Here is a 25,639-nt window from a genome sequence, read left to right as displayed (position 1 = left end):
ACCCCTTGAAAACTTGGCCGCGGTCTTGTTTTTGTTGCCGTGGTACATATATTTTTGGGGGGCGGGTATGTTCAACCCGTGGGGGGCGCGGGGAACTGCGCGACAAGCTCGCGCAGTTCCCCGCGCCCCTTGGGGCACGAAGTGCCTAGTCCCGACCGCCGGCGAGTTCACGGAGCGGCATGGTGTAGATGCCGCGCCCGTGCGTCGCCGCGTACACGTTGCCGTCCGGGCCGACGAGGATCTGGTCCACCGCCACTGCGGGCAGCTCGCCGATCGCGGCCCAGTGGCTGTGGCCCGGGGCGCGGTACATCGCGCCGAGGTCCGTGCCCAGCAGCAGGCCGCCCTGAGGCGTCAGCGACAGCGAGTCCGCCGGGATGTCCGGCAGGTTCGCCGAGATGTCGGACCAGGTCGCGCCCGAGTCGTGGCTCTCGAAGACGTGGCCGATGCCCGCTCCGGGGCCCTCGTTCCAGTTGCGCGAGAACCCACTGACCGTCAGATAGACGTGGCTGCTGTCCTTCGGGTCCACGACCACGTCGCTGAGGTAGCGGTCCGGTACGCCCGCCGGGAGCGTGAGCTGCTGCCAGCCCGTGCCGTCCGCGTTGCCGACGGCCACGCCGCGCTGGAAGCCCTGCGGGTTGCACGGGCCGCACCACGCCGCGTAGATCTTGCCGCCGGAGGAGGCGACCGCCGTCGCCACGCGTCCCGCGCCCAGGTCGTACGCGCTCGTCCACGCGCTGGAGGAGCGGATCGCGAAGCCCTGCGACTGCACCCAGACGTTCTCGCCGCCCGCCACCCACAGGTTCGGGTTCTGCAGGTCGGAGGTGAACGGCGCGATGAAGCGGGCGTTGGACGTCGCGTTGTCCGGCGGGGCCACGTTGTACGTGGTCGGCGCCACCAGACCGCTGTTGACCGCGCAGTCCTGGGTGACGTTGATCTCCAGGTAGACGTACTCCTGGGCCTCGTTGCAGCCGTTCTTCGGGTCGACCAGCGACATGCCGCCGTCGCCGCCGAAGTTGGAGCCCATCACCGTGTCGACGGCCTTGGAACCGTAACCCCGGAGGATCGACTGGCCGTTGTCCTGCATGCCGCCGGTGACGACGGTGCCCTTGCCGTTCGGGTCGGCGCCGACGCCCACCGAGTAGTACTGGAGGGTGTCGATCGTGCCGTCGTTGAGCGAGACCCAGTCGGTGGCGTGGCCCAGCGAGTTGGCCTGGCCGTCGAGCGGACGGCGGTAGGCGCCACCGTCGTTGCCCGCGTAGACGTAGGTCTGGCCCTTGTAGCTGCCGATGGCCAGGGCGTGCTGGTCCGGGTGGGTGGTCTGCGGGCAGGTGCCGCTCTGCTCGCTGGGGTCGAGGCTCCAGCAGGCGAGCGGGAAGTTCCAGTACGGGCCGGGCGTGGTCCACGTGGTGCCGCCGTCGGTGGTCTCGAAGACCTCCTCCAGACCGGCGTAGACGTGGTCGTGGTTGTTCGGGTCCACGATCAGCGACTCGTCGTACCAGGACTGGCCACCGACGTTGGTGAGCACCGAGCCGGAGGCCCCCAGCGAGGCCGCCGTGGCGACCTGCGTCCACGGGCCGAACGGCGAGCCGTTCTTGGAGACGTAGATGCCGCCCAGGCCGCCGCCCGCGTTGAGCGAGTTCGGGGACTGGACCAGGGCGTAGTAGCGCTGGTGGTCCGCGGAGGGCGCGAAGGTGACCGTGCCGATGTCGCCCGGGTCGGTCGGCAGCGCGCCCATCGAGGTGAGCAGCTGCCAACTGCCGTTGACCTTGGTGTAGTAGCCGTTGTAGGTGTCGCCGGAGCGCCAGCCCGCGGCGACGACCACCCGGCTCGGGTCGGCCGGGTCGAAGGCGATGTCGTTGACGATGTTCTTGTAGGCCGCGTTCGGGTCGTTGGCCAGCGAGTGGCCGGGCAGGTAGTCGGGGCTCGGAGCGAACTCCAGCTTCCAGGGCCCGCCCAGGTGCGTGATCGAGTGCGACCAGAGGCCCTCGGAGGTGGCGGCGTAGATGGTGTCGCCGCTGATGCGCAGCTCGTGGATCGCGGTCGACTGGAGTTCGTCGCCGCCGACCCGGTCGCGCGAGGTGAACTGGCCGTGCCGCGGGTCGGCCAACAGGTAGACGCCGGAGCCGAGGTAGGCGTCGGCGTTGGTGTTGGCCTCGCCGGTGCCGAGCCAGAGGCGGCCCCGGCCGTCCAGCGCCAGCGCGCCGGTGGCCTGCGCGGAGAGCCCGTCGCTGATCGGCGTCCAGTTGCCGCCGGCCTGCGTGGACCGCCAGACGCCGCCGCCCGCCGAGCCCGCGTAGACGTCGCCGTTACTGTCGGCGGCCATCGCGGTCATGCGGCCGGTCACCTGGCCCATACCGGCCGTGGAGTTGGAGTCCTGGTCGCGGTAGCGCGAGTCGTCCGAGTTGTACGGGAGCATGGTGGCCTGGCGCCAATTGCCGCCCGTACGCGGCATGTTCTGCAGAGCGGTCCAGGCCGCGCCGTACGCGCCGGGGGCGACGATGCCGGGAGCGTTGACCTCGTCGGCCGCCTGTTGGGCGCCGTTGGATATGTCGTCCGACTCGTCGTCTCCGCCGTCACCACCGCCGACCATGGCGTGCACGCCGCCGCTCTGCGGGTGGTTGTGGTGGACCGGCATGGCGATGGCCGGAGTTGCGGCCATCAGGCCGCCGACCGCGGCCAGGGTTATCAGTGTGAAGCGACGGCTGGTGCGGTGCGGGGTCGTCAACAAGTCCTCCCCGAGACTGTGGGTGTGCACCGGGTGATGGAGCTGGGCAGGGCCTGTCGGTTCCAGGCCGCGTGCGACTTGACCACACGGGGAGGGGTGGCAGCTAGTGCCATGGCACACGAATTTACGGAACCGTTATGGCATCACTTCTCGCTCAGTGATCGCATTCTCACGTACCGTCACATCGTGCAGGTGGCAAGGCCGTAGAGCTGCCCCGCGTTCTCGCTGCCGATCAGCGAGGCAATCCTGGCCGCTTCAACGGCGTTGCCGGGCACGGCCTCTGCCAACCAGGAGCCGAGCGCGTGGCGAAAGGCAGCCGCACCCGCGCGGTGCAGCTCCGGCAGGCCGTAACCGTCGGTGGAGAACAACACCTTCCGGAACGGTGCGAGTTCGAGCGTCTCCGCCAGTACCTGACGTGCGCCGGCAGCGCCGGTGTGGGTGAGCGTCAGACCGACGTCGCAGTAGACGTGCGGGAACGACTGCGCCAGCCAGGCCGCCTGGCGGTGGTAGGGCCAGCAGTGCAGCAGCACCAGCGGGGTGCCCAGCGGTTGGGCCGCCCGGACGAAATCCGTCAGCAGGGACGGGTCGGACCGGTGCAGGGTGAGGTCGGGATCGCCGAAGCCGGTGTGGAGTTGGAGCGGAAGGCCCAACTGGAGCGCCGTCCAGAGCAGGTGGCGCAACAGCACCGGATGCGTCAACCGGCCGCCCCCGGAGGCCAGATACTCCCCCGCCGCACGCCGCGTCTCGGCCGGCGACGGTCGTGCGGGATCGAGGTCGAGCCCGTAACGGTAGGCGACAACGGACTTGAGGCCGACCGCATGCCGGGCGGCCCGGTGCAGCGCGGCTCCGACACCCTCCGCCCAGCCGTCGGCGGTCAGTCCCGGGGCCACGTGCTCGGCGACGCGCTCGATCCGGACGATCTCGTGCACGTCCGCGCCGGCCAGACCGCCGAACTCGTCGGGCGAGAGCAGCGGGACGCCCGCCGCCTCGGTCAGGCCGGTGTCGACCAGGCAGACGTCGAAGCCCGAGCGGCGCAGCATCCGCCGGGTGACCTCGGCCGCGCCGAGCTCGCGGCGGCGCTCCAGATAGGCCGCCACGGGCGCGAACGCGGGCAGGTCCAACTCCGGTGCGCACCAACGGCGGACGGCCAGCCCGAGCGAACTGTCCCAGACGGCGTGCGGATCGGCGGGCGGCTGGTCCGACTCGGTCAGCAGCGAGGCGAACGCCGCGTCGCCCAACTCCGAGGCGACGACGGAGTGGCAGTGCTGGTCCACCAGCCCGCCGATGTCCCAGAGCGCCGACTCCCCCTCGCCCGCCGGCATCAGTAGCGCCAGCGGGTCGCGGCGATGACATCCTCGGGCGGCCGGGCCCCGTAAGCCTCCTGCTCGGCGGCACGAACGGCGGCGACGGCCTCGAAGAGCACCTCACCGAGCGCCTCGTGGAGCACCGTCGAGACCCGGAAGGCCGCGAGCGACTCCCCCAGGTCGGTCGGCAGTCGAGGCGGCCGGCGGTCCGGCGGCAGCAGCGCCGGGTCGCCCTGGGCCGGTTCCGGCAGCTTGGCGCCCGTGTCCATCCCGGCCAGGCCCGCCGCGATCACGCCGCCGACCGCGAGGTACGGGTTGGCGGACTGGTCGAAGCACTTGACCTCGACATTGGCCGGAGCGCCCGACTCCGCCGCGGCCTGCTCGGCGTAGCGGCGGCGCTCGCTCTCGTCCAGGTCGCGCAGCAGCGCCTGCGTCGCCTCCTCGGCATCCGTGTCCTGCCGCAGCAGCCCGGGGACGGGCGGGTAGGCCCGCGTGGCGGGCCTCGGCGGACGGGGCAGCAGGTGCGGCGCCTCGACGACGCGAAGGGCGGCCTCGCGGTTCTCCACGCCCCAGCAGCGGTACACACCCGCCCAGTGCGACGGCACCAGCCGCAGGTAGCTGGCCACGCTGGGCGCGCCGAGCGCCAGCAGGGCGGGCAGCTCGTCGAGGATCCCGCCCAGGAACGACTCACGGGCGACGGGGTCGGCCATCAGGTTGTGCCCGTCCTGCCAGGCGCTGAGGTGCAGGTGGCCGCCGTTGCCGACGCCGCCCGCCTCGAAGGCCGGTGCGAACGAGGCCCGCAGCCCGTGCCGCGCCGAGACGGCCCGGATCGTCGCCCGGACCAGCACCGCGTCGTCCGCCGCCGCGACCGGGTCGGCGGCGGCGATGGAGACCTCGAACTGCCCTGGCGCGTACTCCGGGTGAATCTGCTGCACCGTCAAACCCTGGGCTTCCAGGGCCAACAGCACGTCGCGCAGGTAGTCGGACAGGTCGGTCAGCCGGTGCAGCCCGTACGCGGGGCCGTCGGTGGGGTAGGTCGGCGGCTCGCCCGGAGCCGCCTGCCGCTGGACGATCCACTCGGTCTCGAACGCGGCGCGGAAGGTGATCCCGAACTCGGCCCCCCGCGCCGCCATCGCGGCGGCGAACTGCCGCTGGCAGGCCGGATGCGGCGTCCCGTCCTGCGCGTACCGGTCCACCGGCACGAAGGCCCAACCGGGCTGCCCGGCGAGCCTGACGGCGCGGTCGAGGTCCGGGAAGAGTCGCAGATCGCCGTCGGGGCCGCCGATATGACGGCTGGTCGTGATCGCGTCGTCGACCAGGAAGACGTCGAAGACCGGCGACATCCCGATCCCGTGCACGGCCGCGTCGGGGAGGCGGCTCAGCGGGATGCCCTTGACCCGGGCGATCCCCGCGTTGTCCACCCAGGTCAGCGCGACCGCGTCGACCTCCTCGGCGCTGAGCCGCGCGGCGGTCAACCGCGCCTGCGCCCGGGCCTCGTCCCGCTCCGCCACCTGCCGGCCTCCCGTCGTCGCACCCACGTCGAACCGTTGTCGAGCCGTCCTGGAACCAGGGTCGTCGAGCCGTCGTCGTCAGGCGGCGTCTGCTCAGGCCCCGCCGTCGTGCACGCTGAACGCGCTGCGCCGCGCGGCCCGCGCGACTCCAGGATCGGGGTGCGCCGACGCCACCGCCGCCAGGACATGCCCGGCACGCGGGTGACCGACCTGGCGGGCCAGCGCGAAGAGCCGTCCCGGGTCGCCGTCGGCGGCGCCCTGGACGTGGCGGACCAGCATCCCGGTGTCACCGTGCTCCAGCACCGCCGCCCCCGTGTCCACCCAGAGCCAGGCGGCGTCCTGCTGGTCCAGCACGTCGGCGGGCAGCACGCCCTCGTCGCTCTGCTCGGCCAGCCACAGCAGCGCGTAGGGCCGCAGCATCGGCTCGTCGCAGGCGTGCCGGACGGCGGGCTCGGCCGGATGTCCGGCGACGCGCAGCGCCTCGAAGGCCAGACCGCGCAGCAGCGCGTCCTCGCCGCGCGCGACGTCGAGCAGGTCGGTCACGGCGCGGTCGACCTGACGGGCCGCCAGCCAGGCCCGGTACTCGGCGCGCGCGGGGCCGGGCGTGTACCCGGCACAGGCGGCCAGCAGCTCGTAGGCCGACTGCTCGATGTGCCCGGCGGCGGTCTGCGCCACCGTGCAGATCTCCTCCAGCTTGGCCCGCACGGCCCAGTGGCCCAGCGGGGTCAGCTCGACGCTGTCCTCGGGTCTGCGCACCAGCGCGCCCACGGCCGCGAAGCCCTCCAGCATCCAGCGCAGCACCGCGGCGATCTCCCCCGGCGTCGGCGGCAGCGCTGCGCCGGCACGCGCCTCCGCGTCGCGTGCGTCGGCGCGGATCGCCGAGACGGCCAGAGCGGCGTGCGGCACGGGTGAGGCGACGGTCGGGTGCAGGCCCGCATGCCACTGCTCCTCCATGCCGCGACGCAGCAGCTCCAGCAGCTCCGCCTCGTCGACCGGACCGGCCACCAGGTGCAGGAACGAGAGCAGTTGCGGGGCGTGGTCGACCGCCTGCCCCGCGAGCTGGGTCAGCGCCCGGTCGGGCACGGAGACCAGCAGCGTCCAGGCGTCGAAGAGCGCGGTCCAGCCGCGCAGGACGGCCTCGTCGTCGTGCTCCCAGGCGTGCAGTCGCCAGCCCGGCCCCGCGCCGCTGCCGCGCAGCTCGATCAGGCCGGTCAGCCGCGCCCGTTCCCAGGCCGCGACGGCCTGGTCCAGCGTCAGCGCGAGCGACTTCGCGGCGGCCTCGGCGTCGCCGGGCAGGAGGTCCCCCCGGCGGTCCACGGCCGGCAACTCGCCCGCCCAGTGCGCGATGCGGACTGCGTCCGCGAGCAGGCGCCGGGCGAGGGGCGCGAGGCGCGCCGGGGCAGACTGGTAGGAGGGGGGCGTGCGGCGCACCTGACCGGCGGGTCGGGGCAGTCTCGCTACGCGGGCATCACGGTCGCGCGGATTCCGGGACGTCACGCCGTGCAGTCTTCCCCGTCGCACGGCAACTTGTCACATCCTCAGGCGTGGCGCAGGTCAGGAGTGCGGCGAGGTGCGCGAGTGGCGCACGATTTGCGCCTACAACGGCGGAGGTTGGGCGTTGCGAGGCTTTTACTCCGGGTCGATACGGGGACATTTTTCGCTCCACGGGTAGGTGCACAACCAGGGGCGCGGGGAACTGCGCGACAAGCCACCGGCGTGCAGATGGTCCTCAAAGCGCAGGGCCATCCGCACAGGGTGGGTTACTCGCGCAGTTCCCCGCGCCCCTGGGCAAAGTGCAACCGTCCTCTCGGCAACCGTTAAAGGAGGGGCGTCAGGAACCGCCTCAGCAAATCCTCGTACCCGTGGGGATCCGCGTTCCACAACGCCTCGTGCTCGGTGCCCGGAAACTCCCGGTACAGGACGAGATCGTCCCTCCGCTCCGCAAGCCGCCGTACCGGTGCGATCGGGGCCACCGTGTCGTCCGGGCTGTGGAGCAGCAGCGCCGGCGCGGTCAGGCCGTCGCCCTCCGCCAGGCGGTCGAACGCCGCCGTGTCGACGCCGCTGCGGCCCTCCGCCGCGCGCATGCCGAGCTCCGCGAGGGGCTGGGGGACGCCGCGACGGGTGGCGCGGCGTCGCGCCGCCTCGCGCCAGTCCAGCACCGGCGAGTCCAGCACGAGCCCGCGCACGATGTCCCGCCACGCGGACCGCTCCGCCGCCTGCAGGGCCATCGTCGCGCCGATGCCCCACCCGTAGAGCAGGACCCGGCTCGCGCCCGAGTCGACCGCCAGGCGGATCGCCGCCTCGACGTCGCGCCACTCCGTCTCGCCGAAATGGCCCATGCCGTCCGGGGACGCCGGTGCGCCCGGGTCGTTGCGGTAACTGATGGCCAGCACCGGCATCTTGAAGTGTTCGAACACCGGCAGCAGCGGCAGCACCTGTCCCCGGTCCGCGCCGTCGCCGTGGATCGCGATCACCCACGGGTCGCGCAGTCCGGGCAGGTACCAGGCCGGCATCGGGCCGAGCTCGCCGCTGACGTGGGTGTCGGAGAAGTCCATGCCCAGCGCCTGCTTGGGGTCGCCGCGCAGCACCCACGGTGTCAGGACGACGGTCTCGCCCTCCTCCGGCAGCACGGAGCCGCCCGGCAGGACCTGGCGGATCACTGTCTGCGCGGTGGTGGAGAGGACCGGACCGATCACCACATGGCCGTCCGTGCCCCACTCCAGCGCCCAGCGGCCGTGCCGCTCGGTCTCCGGGGTCCGGGTCAGCTCGATCATGCCCGGCGCGACGGAGTGGACGCGCAGCCCCCCCGTCGAGGCGGGCGCCGCGCCGCTGGAGCGCACCGAGAGCTCGGAGACCACCCGTCCGACCGCCAGGGCGACCGCGCCCACGCCGACGGCGGAGACGGTGGCCACAGCGGCTGCCTTGCCCCAATGCATGTCGCTACCCCTGCTCCCCGCTGCCGCCGTACCGGCACGTGCTGCCGCACCGGAACCGCTGCCGCACCGGATCGTGCCGACGTTCTCTCCATCCCAGTACCCGCTGGGCGCCCGCGCCACCGGAGCGCGGCCGGACGGGAACACGGACGCGGGTGACCGCACCCTCGACGGTTTGTCCGGAAACCCGCGCAGGACCTTGACACTGTGTGCATTGCCGCTGCTCCCGGCCCTGGATAGCGTGCCCGAGCCGGCGGAGCCCGGCGCTCCGCACCGAGGCACCCGCTCCGCACCTCCTCAAGGAAGCAGGTCTCCCGTGGGCACCTCCGCCACCGCCAACGGCGGTGTCTCCTTCTGGTACTCGGCCATCGGCCTCCCCGACCCGCGACGGCCGCTGGACGGTTCGACGGAGGTCGACGTGGCCGTCGTCGGCGGGGGCTACACGGGGCTGTGGACGGCCTACTACCTCAAGCAGGCGGACCCCTCGCTGCGCGTCGCCGTGCTGGAGCAGCGCTTCTGCGGCTACGGCGCGTCCGGCCGCAACGGCGGCTGGCTGTACAACGGCTTCGCCGGGCGCGGCGTCTTCGCCAAGCACTACGGCAAGCCGCGCGCCATGGCGATGCAGCAGGCGATGAACGAGAGCGTCGACGAGGTGCTGCGCGTCTGCGACGCCGAGCGGATCGACGCCGACCAGGTCAAGGGCGGGGTCCTGGAGGTCGCCTACACGCCCGCGCAGGTCGGGCGGCTGGACGCGTTCGTCGCGGGCGAGCACGCGTACGGCGAGACCGAGGTGGAGCGGCTGACGGCCGCCGAGGCCTCGTCCCGGATCGCGGTCTCCGGTGTCCTGGGCGGCAGTTGGACCCCGCACGGCGCGCGGATCCAACCGGCCAAGCTGGTCCGGGGCCTTGCCGAGGCGGCGGAGCGACTGGGCGTCAGGATCTACGAGGGCACGACGGTCACCGAGATCCTGCCCGCCGTCGGCACGGCCCCCGCGCGCGCCGTCACCGACCAGGGCACCGTCTCGGCCCGGTACGTGCTGCGCTGCACGGAGGGCTTCACCGCCAACCTGCGCGGCGAGAAGCGCACCTGGCTGCCGATGAACTCCTCCATGATCGTCACCGCACCGCTGCCCGCCTCCTTCTGGGACTCCGTCGGCTGGGACGGCCGCGAGACGCTGGGCGACTTCGCGCACGCGTACATGTACGCGCAGCGGACGGCGGACGACCGGATCGCGCTCGGCGGACGCGGCGTCCCCTACCGCTTCGGCTCTCGCACGGACAACGACGGCTCGACGGCGGCGAAGACGATCGACCAGCTGACCGAGATCCTGACCGGCTTCTTCCCCGCAGCGCGGGGTGTCGCGGTCGACCACGCCTGGTCGGGCGTGCTGGGCGTGCCGCGCGACTGGTGCTCCACGGTCGCCGTCGACCAGGCGTCCGGCCTGGGCTGGGCCGGAGGCTACGTCGGCAGCGGCGTCACCACGACGAACCTCGCCGCGCGGACGCTGCGCGACCTGGTGCGCGGCGAGGCGACGGACCTGACGGACCTGCCGTGGGTGGACCACACGGTCCGCCGGTGGGAGCCGGAACCGTTCCGGTGGATCGGGGTGCACGGGCTGTACGCGGCGTACCACTTCGCCGACCGACAGGAACGCGGCGGGCGCGCGGGGACCTCCCCCGTCGCGAAGGTCGCGGACGTGATTTCCGGGCGGCACTAGAAACGGCACTGAACGTAGTCGCACCACCTGCGGGAACAAAGCCTCAAGCAATACCCGACGTGCGGATTCCGCCAGGGTGACGGACGCTGTTGGAGGGACGGATCGGGGTCCGTCCGGGCCTGCAGCATTCGACACCTTGGGGTGCCCATGTCTGTCTTCCTGTGCCTGCTTGTCGCCCCGCTGGGACTGATAGTCATCCTTGGCCTTTCCTGGTTCGAGGATCACGTCCTCAGCCCGCCCACGAGCCCCGCCGACCAGGTGGTGCAGAAGTCCGTCGAACTGCTCAAGCAGCAACGTCCGTGATCCGCGACACCGACCCGGTCGGTTGACGCTGCGTCCGGCGACATGGTGGGATCCTTACGCCAATCGGAGGCAAGGAGAGGAAGCCGGTGCAAATCCGGCGCGGTCCCGCCACTGTCACCGGGGAGCACCTGCGAACGACGGCCACGGCAGCACATCGCCGCTGGAAGGCCCGTAGGTGCGTCGATCCGGAAGCCAGGAGACTCTCGCCTTCGGATCGTCGATCCAGGGCGCGGACCCTGAGTGAGGACACGCAGCGGTGCGCAGCAGCGCGTTCGCGTACGGGGCCGTGGTGGGCTATGCCGCCGACGCCGTGTTCGGCGACCCCCGACGTGGTCATCCGGTAGCCGGGTTCGGGCGTTTCGCCGCCGCGCTGGAGCGGCGTCTCTACAAGGACCATCGCGGCTCGGGAGCAGTCTTCACGCTCGCCGCGGTCGGTTCCGTCGCCGGGGGCGCGCTGGTGACGGAGCGCACGCTGCGGCGCTCGCGCCCCGCTCAGGCGGCCCTCGCCGCCGCGTCCGCCTGGGCGGTTCTCGGGGGCGCGTCACTCGTCCGCGAGGCGCGCGGGATCGCGTCCGCGCTGGAGCGCGGGGACATCGAGGCGGCGCGCGAACGTCTGCCGCACCTGTGCGGGCGTGACCCGCGTCAGCTGGACGCGCAGGAGATCGCCCGCGCGGTCGTCGAGTCCGTCGGCGAGAACACCGCCGACGCCGTCGTCAACGCACTGATCTGGGGCGCGCTCGCGGGCGCGCCGGGGCTGCTGGCGTTCCGGGCCGTCAACACGCTGGACGCGATGGTGGGTCACCGCTCACCGCGGCTGCTGCGGTTCGGCTGGGCGTCGGCGCGGCTGGACGACGTGGCCGGGTGGCCGGGGGCACGGCTGACGGCGCTGCTGACCGTCGCGGCGAGCGAGGACCGGGGGCGCGCGTGGCGCGTCTGGAGGCGTGACGCGGGCGCGCACCCGAGCCCGAACGCCGGTCATGCGGAGGCTGCCTTCGCGGGCGCGTTGGGAGTGCGGCTCGGGGGCACGCTCCGCTACGGGGAGCGGGTCGAGCACCGACCGGTTCTGGGTGCGGAGTTGCGGCCGGTCGCGGTCGCGGACGTGGAGCGCGCCTGTCGGCTTTCACGCCGGGTGGGCGCGCTGGCGCTGGCGACCACCGTGACGGTCGCCCTGCTGAGGGGGACCAAGCTGAGGGGGGCAAAGAAGTGAGCGGGGCACTGCTGGTCGCCGGGACCACCTCCGATGCGGGCAAGAGCGTCGTCACGGCGGGTATCTGTCGCTGGCTCAAGCGACAGGGCGTCAAGGTCGCGCCGTTCAAGGCGCAGAACATGTCGCTCAACTCCTTCGTGACCCTTGACGGCGCGGAGATCGGCCGGGCCCAGGCGATGCAGGCGACAGCCGCGGGCGCCACGCCCGAGGCGGCGATGAACCCGGTGCTGCTCAAGCCGGGTGGCGACGGGCGCAGCCAGGTCGTGGTACTGGGCAAGCCGGTCGCCGAGGTCGGCGCGCTGGACTACCGCGAGCGCAAGCCCGCGCTGCTGCGGATCGCCCTGGACTGCCTCGCCGACCTGCGCGACCGCTACGACGTGGTGATCTGCGAGGGCGCCGGCTCCCCCGCCGAGATCAACCTGCGGGCCGGGGACATCGCCAACATGGGCCTGGCCGTCGCCGCCGACCTGCCGGTGGTGGTAGTCGGAGACATCGACCGGGGCGGCGTCTTCGCGTCCATGTTCGGGACGCTGGCGCTGCTCTCCGCCGAGGACCAGGCGCACATCGCGGGCTGGCTGGTCAACAAGTTCCGCGGCGACGCGCGCCTGTTGCAGCCCGGACTGGACATGCTGCACCGGGTGACGCACCGTCCGTCCCTGGGCGTGCTGCCGATGCTGTCGGGGCTGTGGCTGGACGCCGAGGACTCGCTGGACCTGGCCGGCGTGATGGCACGCGGCGACGCGGGCGGGCCCGTCGGCGCGGACGTGCTGCGGGTGTCGGTGGTGCAGTTGCCGCGGCTGTCGAACTTCACCGACATCGACGCGCTGGCACAGGAGCCCGGTGTGCTGGTCCGCTGGGCCACGCGCCGGGAGGAGCTCGCCGACGCCGACCTGGTGGTGCTGCCCGGCACCCGGGCCACGGTCGCCGACCTGGCGTGGCTGCGCGAGCGGGGGCTGGACCGGGCCGTCGCCGAGCGGGCGGCGCGCGGGCTGCCGGTGCTCGGCGTCTGCGGCGGGTACCAGATGCTGGCGCGGACGATCACGGACGAGGTCGAGTCGAAGGCGGGCAAGGTCGCGGGCCTCGGACTGCTGCCGGTGGACATCCGCTTCGCGGTCGAGAAGACGCTGGCGCGCCCGGTGGGCGAGGCCTACGGCGAGACGGTGCACGGCTACGAGATCCACCACGGCGTCGCCACCGTCTCCAGCACCGCCGCTGGCGGCGGCGAGCCGTGGCTGGACGGGTACCGGGCGGGGTCGGTCTGGGGAACCACCTGGCACGGCGCGCTGGAGAACGACGGGTTCCGGCGGGCGTTCCTGCGCGAGGTCGCTGCCGCCAGCGGGCGTGCGTTCGTGCCCGCCCCGGACACCGGCTTCGCCGCCGCACGCGAGGAACGGCTGGACCGGCTCGGGGATCTGATCGAGCGTCATGCCGACACCGACGCGCTGTGGCGGCTGATCGAGGACGGGGCGCCGGGCGGGCTGCCGTTCGTGCCGCCGGGGGCGCCGACGTGACCAAGAACTCTTCACCAACAAGCTCGACAAGCAAGGGAGTTGACCGGGTGGACCAGGACCAGCAGGCCCCGACGGAGCACGAGAGCGGGGGCCAGGATGCGGACGGAGCCACGGTCCTGCTGCTCTCCACCGCCGACACCGACCTGCTCGCCGCCCGCGCCTCCGGCGCGCGCTACCTGATCGGCAACCCGACCCGGACCGACGTCGCGACCGAACTCCCCGCACTGCTGGCCGACGCGGACGTCGCGGTGGTCCGGCTGCTCGGCGGGCGGCGCGCCTGGGAGGACGGGCTGGCGGCCATCGCCGCGTCCGGACTGCCGACGGTGCTGCTCGGCGGCGAGGCCGTGCCGGACGCGGAGCTGATGGGCATGTCGTCCGCCCCGGCGGGCGTGGTCGCGGAGGCGCTGCGCTACCTGGTCGAGGGCGGCATGGCCAACCTGGCCGAGCTGGCGCGCTTCCTCTCCGACACGGTGCTGCTGACCGGCGAGGGCTTCTCGGCCCCGCAGGCCATGCCGCAGTTCGGCGTTCGGGGGGCTGCGTCAATCGAGGCGGGCGAACTGCGGGACGGCCGCCCGACGGTGGGCGTGCTCTTCTACCGGGCGCACGAACTCTCGGGCAACACCGCGTTCGTGGACACGCTCTGCGCGCAGATCGAGGCCAAGGGCGGCAACGCGCTTCCGGTGTACTGCGGTTCGCTGCGTGGCGCCGACGCCGGGCTGTTCGCGGTGCTCGGGCAGTGCGACGCGCTGGTCGCCACCGTGCTCGCCGCCGGTGGGACCGTCGCCGCAGACGCCTCGGCGGGCGGTGACGGTGAGGAGAGTTGGGACATCGGGCAGCTCGCCGAGCTGGACATCCCGGTGATCCAGGGCCTCTGCCTGACCACCTCCCACGCCGTCTGGGACGAGTCCGACGCGGCGCTCTCGCCGATGGACGCGGCGATGCAGGTGGCCATCCCCGAGTTCGACGGCCGGCTCATCTCCGTCCCGTTCTCCTTCAAGGAGACCGGCGCCGACGGCATCCCCGTCTACGCCGCGGACGAGGAGCGCGCCGGGCGGGTCGCCGGGATCGCGCTGCGGCATGCGGCGCTGCGCCACAAGCCCAACGCCGAGAAGAAGTTGGCGATCGTCTTCACCGCCTATCCGACCAAGCACTCGCGCGTCGGCAACGCGGTCGGCCTGGACACTCCGGCCTCGGCCGTGCGGCTGCTGGACGCGCTGCGCGCCGCCGGCTACGGCGTCGACGGCTACCCCGCGGGCGGCGACGAGCTGATCCACTCGCTGATCGCCGCCGGTGGCCACGACGTCGAGTGGCTGACCGAGGAGCAGCTGCGCGCCGCGCCCGCCCGCGTGCAACTGAAGGACTACCAGCAGTGGTTCGACGCGCTGGACGACGAACTGCGCGAGGGCGTGCTGGAGCACTGGGGCGAGGCTCCCGGTCAGCTCTACGTCGACGGCGACGAGATCGTGCTGGCGTCGCTGGCCTTCGGCAACGTGGTGCTGATGATCCAGCCGCCGCGCGGCTTCGGCGAGAACCCGATCGCGATCTACCACGACCCGGACATGCCGCCGTCCCACCACTACCTGGCCGCGTACCGATGGTTGGAGACTGCGACATCGTCGGGCGGGTTCGGCGCCGACGCCGTCGTCCACCTGGGCAAGCACGGGACGATGGAGTGGCTGCCGGGCAAGGGCCTTGGCCTGTCGCGTGGTTGCGCGCCGGACGCGGTGCTGGGCGAACTGCCGCTGATCTACCCGTTCATCGTCAACGACCCGGGCGAGGGCACCCAGGCCAAGCGACGCGGGCACGCCACCATCGTCGACCACCTGGTCCCGCCGATGGCGCGCGCCGACACCTACGGCGACCTGGCCAAGCTGGAGCAGCTGCTCGACGAGTACGCGCTGGTCAGCGATCTGGACCCGGCCAAGGCCCCGGCCGTGCGGGCGCAGATCTGGACGCTGGTCAAGGCCGCCGAGCTCCACCACGACCTGCATGTCGACGAGCAGCCGGACGACGAGGCGTTCGACGGGTTCGTCATGCACATCGACGGCTACCTGTGCGAGATCAAGGACGTGCAGATCCGCGACGGCCTGCACATCCTGGGCGGCGGCCCGGTGGGCGAGGCGCGGGTCAACCTCGTGCTGGCGGTGCTGCGTTCGGCGCAGATCTGGGGCGGGCGCGCAGACGCCCTGCCCGGCCTACGGGCGGCGCTCGCGTCCCACTTCGGGCTGGTGGAGAAGGAGTTGCTCGCCGAGCCGGGCGCGGCGGTGCACGTCTCCGACGCGCTGAAGTCACTGGTCGACGGCCCGGCGCGCACCGGCTCGGACGCGCTGGACCTGCTGGAGCAGCTCTGCCGTCGGCTGGCCGAGGGCATGGAGGCGCGGGACTGGGCCGTGGACACTGCTCCGGGCCTGGTCCTCGATGTGCTGGGCGGGCCGCTGGACACCGCCGTCGCCGTGCTGGAGTTCGCCGCCGAGGAGGTCGTGCCCCGACTGGCGCGCACCACGGACGAGTTGGACCACATCCTGCGCGCGCTGCGCGGCGGCTACGTGCCCGCCGGACCGTCCGGCTCGCCGACGCGCGGGCTGGTCAACGTGCTGCCGACCGGCCGCAACTTCTACTCGGTCGACCCCAAGGCCATTCCCTCCCGGCTGAGTTGGGAGGTCGGCCAGGCGCTGGCCGACTCGCTGGTCGCGCGCTATCTGGAGGACACCGGCGCCTACCCCAAGTCCGTCGGCCTGACGGTCTGGGGCACGTCCTGCATGCGCACGCAGGGCGACGACATCGCCGAGATCCTCGCGCTGCTGGGCTGCCGTCCGGTCTGGGACGACGCCTCGCGCCGGGTCACCGGCTTCGAGGTCGTGCCGCTCGCGGAGCTGGGCCGTCCGCGCATCGACGTGACCGTGCGCATCTCCGGCTTCTTCCGCGACGCATTCCCGCACGTCGTCGGCCTGTTGGACGACGCGGTGCGGGCCGTCGCCGAGCTGGACGAGCCCGCCGAGTCCAACTACGTGCGCGCCCACGTCGACGAGGACGCGAGCGAGCACGGCGACCGGCGCCGGGCCAGCGCACGCATCTTCGGTTCCAAGCCCGGCGCGTACGGCGCGGGCCTGCTGCCGCTGATCGACGCCCGCAACTGGCGCTCCGACGCCGACCTGGCCGAGGTCTACGCGGTCTGGGGCGGCTACGCCTACGGACGCGGCCTGGACGGCCGGGCCGCGCGCGGGGACATGGAGCAGGCCTTCCGCCGGATCTCGGTGGCGGCCAAGAACGTCGACACCCGCGAGCACGACCTGGTCGACGCGGACGACTACTTCCAGTACCACGGCGGCATGGTGGCCATGGTCCGCCACCTGACCGGCGAGTCCCCGGCGGCCTACGTCGGCGACAGCGCCACGCCCAGCCAGGTCAAGACCCGCACCCTGGGCGAGGAGACGCACCGCGTCTTCCGCGCCCGCGTGGTCAACCCGCGCTGGATGGCGGCGATGCGCCGCCACGGCTACAAGGGCGCCTTCGAGATGGCCGCGACCGTCGACTACCTCTTCGGCTACGACGCCACGGCGGGCGTGGTCGACGACTGGATGTACGAGAAGTTGGCGTCGGAGTACGTCTTCGACCCGACCAACCAGGAGTTCATGCGCACGTCCAACCCCTGGGCGCTGCGCGGCATCACCGAGCGGCTGCTGGAGGCGGCGGACCGCAAGCTCTGGGCCGAACCCGACCACGAGACCCTGGACCGGCTGCGCACCACCTACCTCGAGCTCGAAGGCGACCTGGAAGGGGACGCGGAGTGACTGTCCGTCAGGATTCCCGGTATCCGTTCACCGCCGTGGTCGGCATGGACGACCTGCGGCTCGCGCTGCTGCTGAACGCGGTCTCGCCGCAGGTCGGCGGGGTGCTGGTGCGCGGCGAGAAGGGCACCGCCAAGTCGACCATGGTCCGCGCGCTGGCCGGGCTGCTGCCCGCGCTGCGCGTGGTCTCCGGCTGCCGCTTCGCCTGCGACCCGGCGTCCCCGGACGCGCAGTGCCCGGACGGCCCGCACGTCGTCGAGGCGGCTGCCGTCACCGAGCGCCCGACCTCGCTGGTCGAGCTGCCGGTCGGCGTCAGCGAGGACCGGATCGTCGGCTCGCTGGACCTGGAGCGGGCCCTGGCCGAGGGCGTGAAGGCCTACGAGCCGGGCCTGTTGGCGGCGGCGCACCGCGGCGTGCTCTACATCGACGAGGTCAACCTGCTCCACGACCACCTGGTCGACCTGCTGCTCGACGCGGCGGCCATGGGCCGCTCCTACGTCGAGCGCGAGGGCGTCTCGGTCCGGCACGCGGCACGGTTCCTGCTGGTCGGCACGATGAACCCGGAGGAGGGCGAGCTGCGTCCGCAGCTGCTCGACCGCTTCGGCCTCACCGTCGAGATCGCCGCGACCCGCGAGCCGGAGCAGCGCGCCGAGGTCGTCCGGCGTCGCCTCGCCTACGACGCCGACCCGGGGGGCTTCGCCGCCCGCTGGCAGGACGAGGAGCGGGCGCTCGCCGAGCGGATCACCGCGGCGCAGGAGCTGCTGCCGCAGGTCGTGCTCGGCGATGCGCCGCTGCGTCAGATCACCGCCGTCTGCGCCGCGTTCGAGGTGGACGGGCTGCGGGCCGACATCGTGATGGCCAGGACGGCGGTGGCGCTGGCCGCTTGGGCGGGCCGGACGCAGGTGCTGGCCGAGGACGTGCGCATCGCCGCGCAGTTGGCGCTGCCGCACCGGCGTCGACGCAACCCGTTCGATGCGCCGGGGCTGGACGACGAGAAGTTGGACGAGACGCTCCAGCAGTTCGCCGGGCAGGAGCCCGAGAGCGATCCGGACGGTGACCCCGACGGCACCCCGGACGGAGACGGCCCGGACGACTCCGGTCCCGACAACGGCGGAGGCGGGGGCGATGGCGGAGGCGGCGGTCAGGACGCGCCCAACGCGCCCGAGTCCCCGGCCGAGGCCACGTCCGACGACGCGGGCGGCGACAAGGGCGATGCCGGCGAGGCGGGCGGGGCAGGCGAGCCCGGCAAGGCCCAGCCGCAGCAGTCCCCCTCCGCGCCCGCGCCGCGTGAAGCCGCGCCGGTCGCGGCCGACCAGCCGTACAAGACGCGGCTGTTCAAGGTCCCGGGCACCGGCGAGGGCGTCCAGGGACGCCGTTCCCGCGCGGAGACCGATGCCGGCCACACCATCCGCGCCCAGCGCCCCACCGGCGCGCTCCAGCGGCTGCACCTGGCCGCGACCGTCCAGGCCGCCGCACCGCACCAGCGGGCGCGCGGGCGCAACGGACGGGCGCTGGTGCTGCGCAAGGACGACTTCCGGCAACAGGTCCGCGAGGGCCGCGAGGGCAACCTCGTCCTCTTCGTCGTCGACGCCTCCGGTTCGATGGCGGCCCGGCAGCGGATGTCGGCGGTCAAGGGCGCGGTGCTGTCGCTGCTGATGGACGCCTACCAGCGCCGCGACAAGATCGGGATGATCTCCTTCCGGGGCTCGAACGCCGATCTGGTGCTGCCGCCGACCTCGTCGGTGGAGGCGGGTGCGGCCCGGCTGGAGCTGCTGCCGACCGGCGGCCGGACGCCGCTGGCCGCCGGACTGCTGCGCGCGCATGAGACGCTGCGCGTCGAGCGGCTGCGCGACCCGATGCGGCGTCCGCTGGTCGTCGTGGTGACGGACGGCCGGGCGACCGGCTCGCGCTCGGCGCTGGACGACGCGCGGCGCGCCGCCGGACTGCTGGCTGCGACCGGTACGGCGAGCGTCGTGGTGGACTGCGAGAGCGGCCCGGTCCGGCTCGGCCTGGCCGCCGAGTTGGCGCAGCACCTGCAGGGCCCGGCCGTGGCGCTGGACGAACTGCGCGCGGACACGGTGACCTCGCTGGTGAAGACGATGGTCGGGACCATGCAGAACTCGAAGCGGAACTCGAAGCAGCACTCCAAGCAGAGGGAGGCGGCGTAACCATGCCGCAGGGACAGCCGACCAGTGTTCCCGACGACGGTCTGACGACCCGTCAGCGCCGCACCCTGCCCGTGCTGGCCGTCCACACCGGCCCCGGCAAGGGCAAGTCCACGGCCGCGTTCGGGATGGCGCTGCGCGCCTGGAACCAGGGCTGGCCGATCGGGGTGTTCCAGTTCGTCAAGTCGGCCAAGTGGAAGGTCGGCGAGGAGCACGCGCTCAAGGTCCTCGGCGCGAGCGACGAGGGCGGCACGGTCGCCTGGCACAAGATGGGCGAGGGCTGGTCCTGGGTGCAGCGCGAGATCGCCGAGAGCGAGGACGCGGCGCGCGAGGGCTGGGAGCAGGTCAAGCGCGACCTGACCGCCGAGACCTACCGCTTCTACGTGCTGGACGAGTTCACCTACCCGATGCACTGGGGTTGGATCGACGTGGACGAGGTGCTGGACGTGCTGGCCGCGCGGCCCGGCTCGCAGCACGTCGTCATCACCGGCCGGTACGCGCCCGAGAAGCTGGTCGCGGCGGCAGATCTGGTGACCGAGATGACCAAGGTCAAGCACCCGATGGACGCCGGCCGCAAGGGCCAGCGGGGCATCGAGTGGTAGCGGTCCCGCGCGTCGTCCTGGCCGCGCCCGCCTCGGGCACGGGCAAGACGACGGTGGCGACCGGCCTGATGGCCGCGCTGACCGCGCGCGGCCTGCGGGTCTCGTCGCACAAGATCGGCCCGGACTACATCGATCCGGGGTACCACGCCTTGGCGACGGGGCGTCCGGGCCGCAACCTGGACGCGTTCCTGAGCGGGCCGGACCGCGTGGCGCCGCTTCTGCTGCACGGCGCTTCCGGTAGCGACATCGCCGTCGTGGAAGGCGTGATGGGCCTCTACGACGGCGCGGCGGGCCGCGGTGAACTCGCGTCGACCGCGCACGTCGCCAAGCTGCTGCGGGCACCGGTGGTGCTGGTCGTGGACGCGTCCTCGCAGAGCCGCTCGGTGGCGGCGCTGGTGCACGGCTTCGCGTCGTGGGACCCGGAGGTGCGGATCGGCGGGGTGATCCTCAACCGGGTCGGCTCCGACCGGCACGAGGCGATGCTGCGCGAGGCGCTGGAGGAGGGCGGCGGCGTTCCGGTGCTGGGCGCGCTCCGGCGCAGCGACGCTGTCGCCACACCGAGCCGCCATCTCGGCCTGGTCCCGGCCGTGGAGCGCGACGCGGACGCGTTGCGCGCGGTCCGTGAGATGGGCGAGTTGGTCGCGGCGGGAGTCGACCTCGACGCGGTGCTGGCACTGGCGCGCAGCGCGCCGGAGTTGCGGGCGTCGGCGTGGGATGCGGACGAGGAGATCGCCGCGCTCGGTCATTCCCTCCCCACCGGGCAACGTCCGGTCGTCGCGCTCGCGGGCGGTCCCGCGTTCTCGTTCTCCTACGCGGAGAACGCGGAGCTGCTGACTGCGGCGGGGGCGGACGTGGTGACGTTCGACCCGCTGCACGACGAGAAGCTGCCCGAGGACACGTCCGCGCTGGTCGTCGGCGGCGGCTTCCCTGAGGTCCACGCAGCGGAGCTGTCCGCCAACCGTCCGCTGCGGGAGGCGATCACGGCGATCGCCGCGTCCGGCGCGCCGATCGCGGCGGAGTGCGCCGGTCTGCTCTACCTCTGCCGCACGCTGGACGACCGCCCGATGTGCGGGGTGCTCGACGCGGACGCGGCGATGTCACCGCGACTGACCCTCGGCTACCGCGAGGCCGTCGCCCTGACCGACAGTCCCCTCGCCCCGGCCGGCCTCCGCGTCCCGGGCCACGAGTTCCACCGCACCGTCACCACCCCGGGCGCAGGCCCCACTGCGGCGTGGGGCTGGCGCACCTTCGAGGGCAGGCTGACGACCGAGGGCTTCGCCACCCCGACCCTCCACGCGTCCTATCTGCACCTCCACTGGACGGCCGCGCCGAGCCTCGCGGCCCGGCTGGTGACCAACGCCGCGCGGTACGCGGAGCAGCGCCAGGGCTAGCCGCGCGCAGAGCGGCGCATAAGACAGTTACCCCGGCCATCCGTCGCGGGAGACGGCCGGCCGGGGCTGGTGCCGACAAGCGCGAACTCCCTAACTCGACCCGACGTAGATCTGCGTGTCAGTCAACGAACAGGGAGACCCACTGCTGGACCGACCTGGCACTGGCACGCAATCCCGTTGGGGATTGCGTGACGTGTTCGGGGTACGGGTCGTGCTCACGAATGATGAACCCGGCCGGGTCCTCTCCGGGCAGACGCGTGCCGCACAGACGTATGACGCTACCCTCCGGGTCGGCCCACACGAGATCTGCCGGCCCTGGGCGCAAGCCGTCCGGAGCCGACACGCGTAGGGGCCTTCCCAGCCGTCGTCATATCCTCGTCCGTGGCACGGAACTGGTCGAACTGGCCGGACCGCACGCCCTCTACGAAGATGGTGAACTCAACTCGCGAGAAGGCCAGCACGGGGGCCTTCTCGTCCTTGTCGTCCGAGACGCCGACCATGCGCTTGCCGTCAGCGTCGGGTAGCTCCGTGACGATGACGGAGTCCTTGACGATGGGGTCAAGGTCGGTGTCGTACGCCTTGATCCAGCGCACACCCTCCGGCGCGTTGGGGTTGTTCCACGGGATCGTTGTCCTGCTGTTCGTCAGTGTGCCCATCATGATCTGTCTCCTCTGTGTCGTCGATCGGCGACCTGGAGTGCTCGCAGTCTGCGATGAAGACCAGCCCGTGAGCTGATGTGCGGTGTCGACGTTGCTCCTCGGCCGCACGCCTCATCCATGCGATGTCCCGCAGGACCGCCGCCGACAGGCGAGCCTGCCGCAGCCGGCTGCACTCTTCGCAACGGGCGGAGCTGCCCGGATTCCCTTCCGCTTGCAGAGCCCACACAGACGCGCTCATCCGTCACCCCAGGTGCACCGATTCGTGGTTTCGTCACGACGGTAGGGGGCTGCGACTGCGAGAATCCATGATCATTCAAGTGCCTGCATAGAAGCATTCAGCGGTCCCGCCGAAAGTCCTCGGACCACGCTCGCAGCAAGGTCCGCGCATCGTCCTCCTGCGCAGCCTCGCCGGCGAAGAAGTCGAACAGCTCCCGGTAGTGCTCGACATCCTTCGGGTCCCTCAGAGCCAGTCGGCCCGTGAACAGTTCCACTGTCACCAGCTTCGCCCCGTAGACGGTGAACGTGTGGAACGGAGCATCCGCTACCTGAGCGGACAAGGGCAGCACGGCAACGTTCACATTGGGCAGCAGAGAGACGGAGAGCAGCCGGTCCAGTTGCATCGCCATGACCAAGGGATCACACAGCCGCCACCGGACAGCAGATTCGGTCAGGAGAAAGTCGAACCGCTTCGAGCCGTTGAGGAGAACGGCTTGGCGTTGCAACTTGAGGGCGACTGCCGTGTTCACGTCGCCGTCCACCGGATCGATCGGTGGACTCATCGCCGTGCGCATGTAGTCCGGGGTCTGGAGAAGTCCCGTGATCATCGCTGGGAGGAAATAACGGATGTGCTGCGCCCCAGCCTCGAGAGACGCCAACTCACGCTGCCGTACGTCCAGCCCTCTGCGTACCGAGGACCGCACGTCCTCGTACTCGGCGTTCGCAACTCGGGCGAGGGCCAACAGTTCTCGGCCCAACTCGTCGTCTACGCCCAGGGCATTGAGGATCTGTTGAACGTCCACCACGGTCGGCAGAGTGCGCCCGTTCTCCAATCGGGACACCTTGGACTGACTCATGCCGCAACGGACAGCCAACCGTTCACCAGAAAGGCCGGAGGCACGTCGAAGATCCCTGAGCGCTGCGGCCAGGTCCCGGCGTTGCTCTCCGGCCTTGCTGGGGTCGAGGGTCAATCTGCGCTGTACTCCATGAACGGAACCGACAGCGAGAGGGCAAGGTCCCGCCACTTCCGGTACTGATCAAGGTCGGGTGCGTCGAGCAGATCCCGGCTGATCTGCGATCCGTCCGACCGGTAACGCATCTCTACCACGTTCTGGTCATCGAACAACCAGAAGTCCTGATCAGGTAGGCCAGGGTTCGGCTGGTCGGTGAGATCGAGAATCCGGACTTCTTCGCCGGCGGCCACGTTGTGCACGTAGGCCGCGAACTCGTAGCGGAGGTAGTCCGTCAAGGGCCGAGTGAGGACATGCACGCGGCCGATCCACCGGCCGGACGCCCGAAAAGCCCGAATCCGGGTGAGCCACGGGTCGTCGTCCGGGATGTGCAGTCCACCTGTCTCCAGAAACGCCATGAACTCTTCGTCTTCGTCCGGCATCGCGTACGCGTTCCGCGTTTCCAGCCGGAACGCCTCCCGCTCGAACGCATCGAAGTACGTCCTCCAGGCGTCACCAGCCAAGTGCACGGACCGCCTCCCTGAGCACGCTCTCGGGGATGCTGACGACAGCCTCACCCTCCGGGGTCCTGTGCTCCACGATGTCGCCCTGCACCGCGATCATGCCGGGCTCATCCGTCGTATAGATGGTCGGGCAGTCGTCGTTACAGCACTCCGGGTCTCCGCCGGCGATCCTCACAAGCTGCACGGTGCCTCCTCCGTTATGCGGTGACGTGCATAGGACGCTACGGACACGCCGCCCACCCCAGCAAGGCCCATTCACGTTCCCGCATAGACCCGCGCTACTCCGGCTCTGTGCGGAATGGGGCCCGGAACGCGGGAGAATGGCCCGCATGAGCAGCAAGTCCCGGAAGTCGTTCTCCGCCTGCCCCTGTGGTGGGCCCCGCCCGTACGCCGAGTGCTGTGGCCCGCTGCATGCGGGCAGCGCGCAGGCGGCCACGGCCGAGCAGTTGATGCGGTCGCGCTTCGCCGCCTTCGCGAAGCAGGACGCCGCGTACCTGCTGCGCAGTTGGGCGGCGGAGACGCGGCCCGGACGGGTCGACTTCGATCCGGGACTGCGGTGGGAGCGGCTGGAGATCCTGGGCACGACAGAGGGCGGGCCGTTCCACTCCGAGGGGACGGTCGAGTTCCGCGCCCACTACCGCGAGGGCCGCGCCGCCGGCTCGATGCACGAGAAGAGCCGGTTCCGGCGCGAGGGCGGCGCGTGGGTCTACGTGGACGGCGACATCCGCGACTGAACGTCTCCTGTACACCCGCCCAAGCGCCCCCGATCACCGGTCCTGACGTGCTTTCATGGGTCACGTGGGGGGTCTACTCGGACCGTGCCGGGGGGCGATGCGGCCGCGTCCGCGCCACTGGGCCGCTGTGCTGGCCGTGGCGCTGACGCTGGGCTGCCTGGTCGCCCTGCTGAACTCCGGCACCGGCGGGGGCCACCCGGCCTGGCCGCCAGACACCTCCGATCTGACGCCGGGTTGGGGCTTCACCCATACCCAGTACAGCGCCGACGACAGCGACGCGTCCGCCGCGGCCGCCGTGCGGCGGGAGGTGGGCGCCGTGCCGCTGGCGCAGGACCAGGCGCTGATGGGCTGGGGCGCGGACAACCCCGAGCCCTCCCCCGGCGTGTACGACTTCAGCCGCCTGGACGCCCGGATCGCGCTGATCACCGGCAGCGGCGGGCGGCCGGTCATCACGTTGTGCTGCGCACCCGACTGGATGAAGGGCGGCCAACCGGGTCGGACCGACTGGAACCAGTTGGAGACCGCCCCGTCCCCCGCCCACTTCGCCGACTTCGCCGCACTGGCCGCGACCGTGGCCCGCCGCTACCCGCAGGTCCACGACTTCCTGGTGTGGAACGAGTTCAAGGGCTTCTTCGACAACACCACCGGTGAGTGGGACGCGGCCTCCTACACGGCCCTCTACAACGACGTCTACCGCGCGCTCAAGGCGGTCCGGCCGGACATCCTGGTCGGCGGCCCCTACCTGCCTGTCGACAGCTACCCGACCGGGACGACCGCCCGTCCCTCGACGGTCTCCGGCCCGTGGGGGACGGTCGACCAGCGGGCGGTGGACGCGTTCCGGTACTGGCTCGCGCACGAGGCCGGGGCGGACTTCGTCGTCGTCGACGGTTCCTCCCTGCCCAAGGACGGCGGCTCGGGGGTGGACGCGTTCGCGGCGACGGCGAAGTTCAGCGCCGTCACCCGCTGGATCCACTCGCTGACGCCGCTGCCCGTGTGGTGGTCGGAGTGGTACGTCGAGCCGCCGGACTCCGGCTGGACCGAGCCGCACCGCGACGCGGTCCTCGCCGCCGGGATGACGGCGCTGGCCCAGGGCGGCGTGGCGGCTGCCTTCTACTGGAACCCGGAAACGCCCACCGGTCCCTGTCCCGGCTGCCTCTGGGACCAGTCGGGTCAGGCGCTGCCGCCGCTGACGCTGCTCCAGGGCTTCGCCCGTTGGTTCCCGCCGGGCACGCGGGCGGTCCCGCTCGCCACCGGCGGCCCGGACGTCCTGGCCCTGGCGCAGCCCGCCGAGGGCGTCGCCGTGAACACGGCCGACCGGCCGGTCAGCGTCGTGCTGAGCGGCCGGACGCGGACCTTGGGGCCCTACCAGGTCCTCTGGTTCTCCCGCTGAGAACAACCC

At 72.2% G+C, this 25,639-nt stretch carries 19 protein-coding genes and 1 riboswitch; of the genes, 10 read left to right on the top strand and 9 right to left on the bottom strand.

The features are described 5' to 3' along the window. Window positions 1-145: 145 nt before the first annotated feature. The 5 genes from ABH940_RS10655 to ABH940_RS10635 form a co-directional block, all read right to left on the bottom strand. Window positions 146-2,725, bottom strand: a complete 2,580-nt coding sequence (locus ABH940_RS10655) for a glycosyl hydrolase (RefSeq protein ID WP_370105118.1) — start codon at window positions 2,723-2,725, stop codon at window positions 146-148. A gap of 179 nt (window positions 2,726-2,904) precedes the next feature. Next, on the bottom strand, window positions 2,905-4,047 hold the full coding sequence (locus tag ABH940_RS10650) for an amidohydrolase family protein (protein WP_370071493.1): 1,143 nt from the start codon (window positions 4,045-4,047) through the stop codon (window positions 2,905-2,907). Then, window positions 4,047-5,540, bottom strand: a complete 1,494-nt coding sequence (locus ABH940_RS10645; RefSeq protein ID WP_370071494.1) for a glutamine synthetase — start codon at window positions 5,538-5,540, stop codon at window positions 4,047-4,049. Before ABH940_RS10645 ends, ABH940_RS10650 begins: the two co-directional genes overlap by 1 nt. 93 nt (window positions 5,541-5,633) lie before the next feature. Continuing rightward, a complete protein-coding gene (locus tag ABH940_RS10640) occupies window positions 5,634-7,037 on the bottom strand; it encodes a hypothetical protein (protein WP_370071495.1) in 1,404 nt (467 codons plus the stop codon). Window positions 7,038-7,357: 320 nt separating this feature from the next. Continuing rightward, a complete protein-coding gene (locus ABH940_RS10635) occupies window positions 7,358-8,476 on the bottom strand; it encodes an alpha/beta hydrolase family protein (RefSeq protein ID WP_370071496.1) in 1,119 nt (372 codons plus the stop codon). Between the two features lie 313 nt (window positions 8,477-8,789). On the opposite strand from ABH940_RS10635, the gene ABH940_RS10630 reads away from it, so the two are divergent. The 8 genes from ABH940_RS10630 to ABH940_RS10595 all read left to right on the top strand — a co-directional run bounded on the left by ABH940_RS10630 (window position 8,790) and on the right by ABH940_RS10595 (window position 21,157). Then, on the top strand, window positions 8,790-10,190 hold the full coding sequence (locus tag ABH940_RS10630; RefSeq protein ID WP_370071497.1) for an NAD(P)/FAD-dependent oxidoreductase: 1,401 nt from the start codon (window positions 8,790-8,792) through the stop codon (window positions 10,188-10,190). A gap of 147 nt (window positions 10,191-10,337) precedes the next feature. After that, complete coding sequence (locus ABH940_RS10625) at window positions 10,338-10,493, top strand: hypothetical protein (RefSeq protein WP_370071498.1); 156 nt, start codon at window positions 10,338-10,340, stop codon at window positions 10,491-10,493. Window positions 10,494-10,522: 29 nt separating this feature from the next. After that, window positions 10,523-10,716, top strand: a riboswitch (cobalamin riboswitch). 33 nt (window positions 10,717-10,749) lie between these two features. Next, window positions 10,750-11,700 (top strand): cobalamin biosynthesis protein, encoded by a 951-nt coding sequence (locus tag ABH940_RS10620; RefSeq protein WP_370105117.1) that lies wholly within the window; start codon window positions 10,750-10,752, stop codon window positions 11,698-11,700. Further along, window positions 11,697-13,211, top strand: coding sequence for a cobyric acid synthase (locus ABH940_RS10615; protein WP_370071500.1), 1,515 nt, complete (start codon window positions 11,697-11,699; stop codon window positions 13,209-13,211). Before ABH940_RS10620 ends, ABH940_RS10615 begins: the two co-directional genes overlap by 4 nt. A gap of 119 nt (window positions 13,212-13,330) precedes the next feature. Beyond that, complete coding sequence (cobN, locus tag ABH940_RS10610) at window positions 13,331-17,002, top strand: cobaltochelatase subunit CobN (RefSeq protein WP_370105122.1); 3,672 nt, start codon at window positions 13,331-13,333, stop codon at window positions 17,000-17,002. A 44-nt stretch (window positions 17,003-17,046) separates the two neighbouring features. Next, window positions 17,047-19,167 carry a putative cobaltochelatase gene (locus tag ABH940_RS10605; RefSeq protein ID WP_370105121.1) on the top strand — a complete coding sequence of 707 codons (2,121 nt, stop codon included), beginning with the start codon at window positions 17,047-17,049 and terminating at the stop codon, window positions 19,165-19,167. A gap of 2 nt (window positions 19,168-19,169) precedes the next feature. Then, window positions 19,170-19,766: a cob(I)yrinic acid a,c-diamide adenosyltransferase gene (gene cobO / locus ABH940_RS10600; protein WP_370071501.1), complete on the top strand. Its 597-nt coding sequence runs from the start codon at window positions 19,170-19,172 to the stop codon at window positions 19,764-19,766. After that, window positions 19,760-21,157 (top strand): cobyrinate a,c-diamide synthase, encoded by a 1,398-nt coding sequence (locus ABH940_RS10595; RefSeq protein ID WP_370105116.1) that lies wholly within the window; start codon window positions 19,760-19,762, stop codon window positions 21,155-21,157. The genes cobO and ABH940_RS10595 overlap by 7 nt, the downstream gene beginning before the upstream one ends. A gap of 278 nt (window positions 21,158-21,435) precedes the next feature. On the opposite strand, the gene ABH940_RS10590 is transcribed toward ABH940_RS10595, so the two are convergent. From ABH940_RS10590 to ABH940_RS10575, 4 genes are all read right to left on the bottom strand, one after another. Next, on the bottom strand, window positions 21,436-21,816 hold the full coding sequence (locus ABH940_RS10590) for a DUF397 domain-containing protein (protein ID WP_370105115.1): 381 nt from the start codon (window positions 21,814-21,816) through the stop codon (window positions 21,436-21,438). Window positions 21,817-22,151: 335 nt separating this feature from the next. Then, window positions 22,152-23,003 carry a helix-turn-helix domain-containing protein gene (locus tag ABH940_RS10585; protein WP_370071504.1) on the bottom strand — a complete coding sequence of 284 codons (852 nt, stop codon included), beginning with the start codon at window positions 23,001-23,003 and terminating at the stop codon, window positions 22,152-22,154. After that, a complete protein-coding gene (locus tag ABH940_RS10580; RefSeq protein ID WP_370105114.1) occupies window positions 23,000-23,512 on the bottom strand; it encodes a DUF6879 family protein in 513 nt (170 codons plus the stop codon). The genes ABH940_RS10585 and ABH940_RS10580 overlap by 4 nt, the downstream gene beginning before the upstream one ends. Continuing rightward, window positions 23,496-23,690, bottom strand: a complete 195-nt coding sequence (locus tag ABH940_RS10575; protein WP_370071506.1) for a hypothetical protein — start codon at window positions 23,688-23,690, stop codon at window positions 23,496-23,498. The genes ABH940_RS10580 and ABH940_RS10575 overlap by 17 nt, the downstream gene beginning before the upstream one ends. Window positions 23,691-23,826: 136 nt before the next feature. Between ABH940_RS10575 and ABH940_RS10570 the strand changes: the two genes are divergently transcribed. Next, window positions 23,827-24,240, top strand: coding sequence for a YchJ family protein (locus ABH940_RS10570; protein WP_370071507.1), 414 nt, complete (start codon window positions 23,827-23,829; stop codon window positions 24,238-24,240). A gap of 97 nt (window positions 24,241-24,337) precedes the next feature. After that, entirely contained in the window at window positions 24,338-25,630 is a 1,293-nt protein-coding gene (locus ABH940_RS10565) for a xylan 1,4-beta-xylosidase (RefSeq protein ID WP_370105113.1), read from the top strand. Window positions 25,631-25,639: the final 9 nt, after the last annotated feature.

This window comes from Streptacidiphilus sp. BW17 (assembly GCF_041262485.1).
Classification (GTDB): domain Bacteria; phylum Actinomycetota; class Actinomycetes; order Streptomycetales; family Streptomycetaceae; genus Streptacidiphilus.
The sequence above is the reverse complement of the archived record's forward strand: the minus strand, read 5'-3'. Positions and strand labels throughout refer to the sequence as shown.

Excerpts from the sequence above, each read along its gene's own strand:
- ABH940_RS10605 (WP_370105121.1), top strand. The coding sequence starts at position 17,047 with ATGGACGACCTGCGGCTCGCGCTGCTGCTGAACGCGGTCTCGCCGCAG.
- ABH940_RS10570 (WP_370071507.1), top strand. The coding sequence starts at position 23,827 with ATGGCCCGCATGAGCAGCAAGTCCCGGAAGTCGTTCTCCGCCTGCCCC.
- ABH940_RS10635 (WP_370071496.1), bottom strand. The coding sequence starts at position 8,476 with ATGCATTGGGGCAAGGCAGCCGCTGTGGCCACCGTCTCCGCCGTCGGC.
- ABH940_RS10590 (WP_370105115.1), bottom strand. The coding sequence starts at position 21,816 with ATGATGGGCACACTGACGAACAGCAGGACAACGATCCCGTGGAACAAC.
- cobO (WP_370071501.1), top strand. The coding sequence starts at position 19,170 with ATGCCGCAGGGACAGCCGACCAGTGTTCCCGACGACGGTCTGACGACC.
- ABH940_RS10625 (WP_370071498.1), top strand. The coding sequence starts at position 10,338 with ATGTCTGTCTTCCTGTGCCTGCTTGTCGCCCCGCTGGGACTGATAGTC.
- ABH940_RS10650 (WP_370071493.1), bottom strand. The coding sequence starts at position 4,047 with ATGCCGGCGGGCGAGGGGGAGTCGGCGCTCTGGGACATCGGCGGGCTG.
- ABH940_RS10565 (WP_370105113.1), top strand. The coding sequence starts at position 24,338 with ATGCGGCCGCGTCCGCGCCACTGGGCCGCTGTGCTGGCCGTGGCGCTG.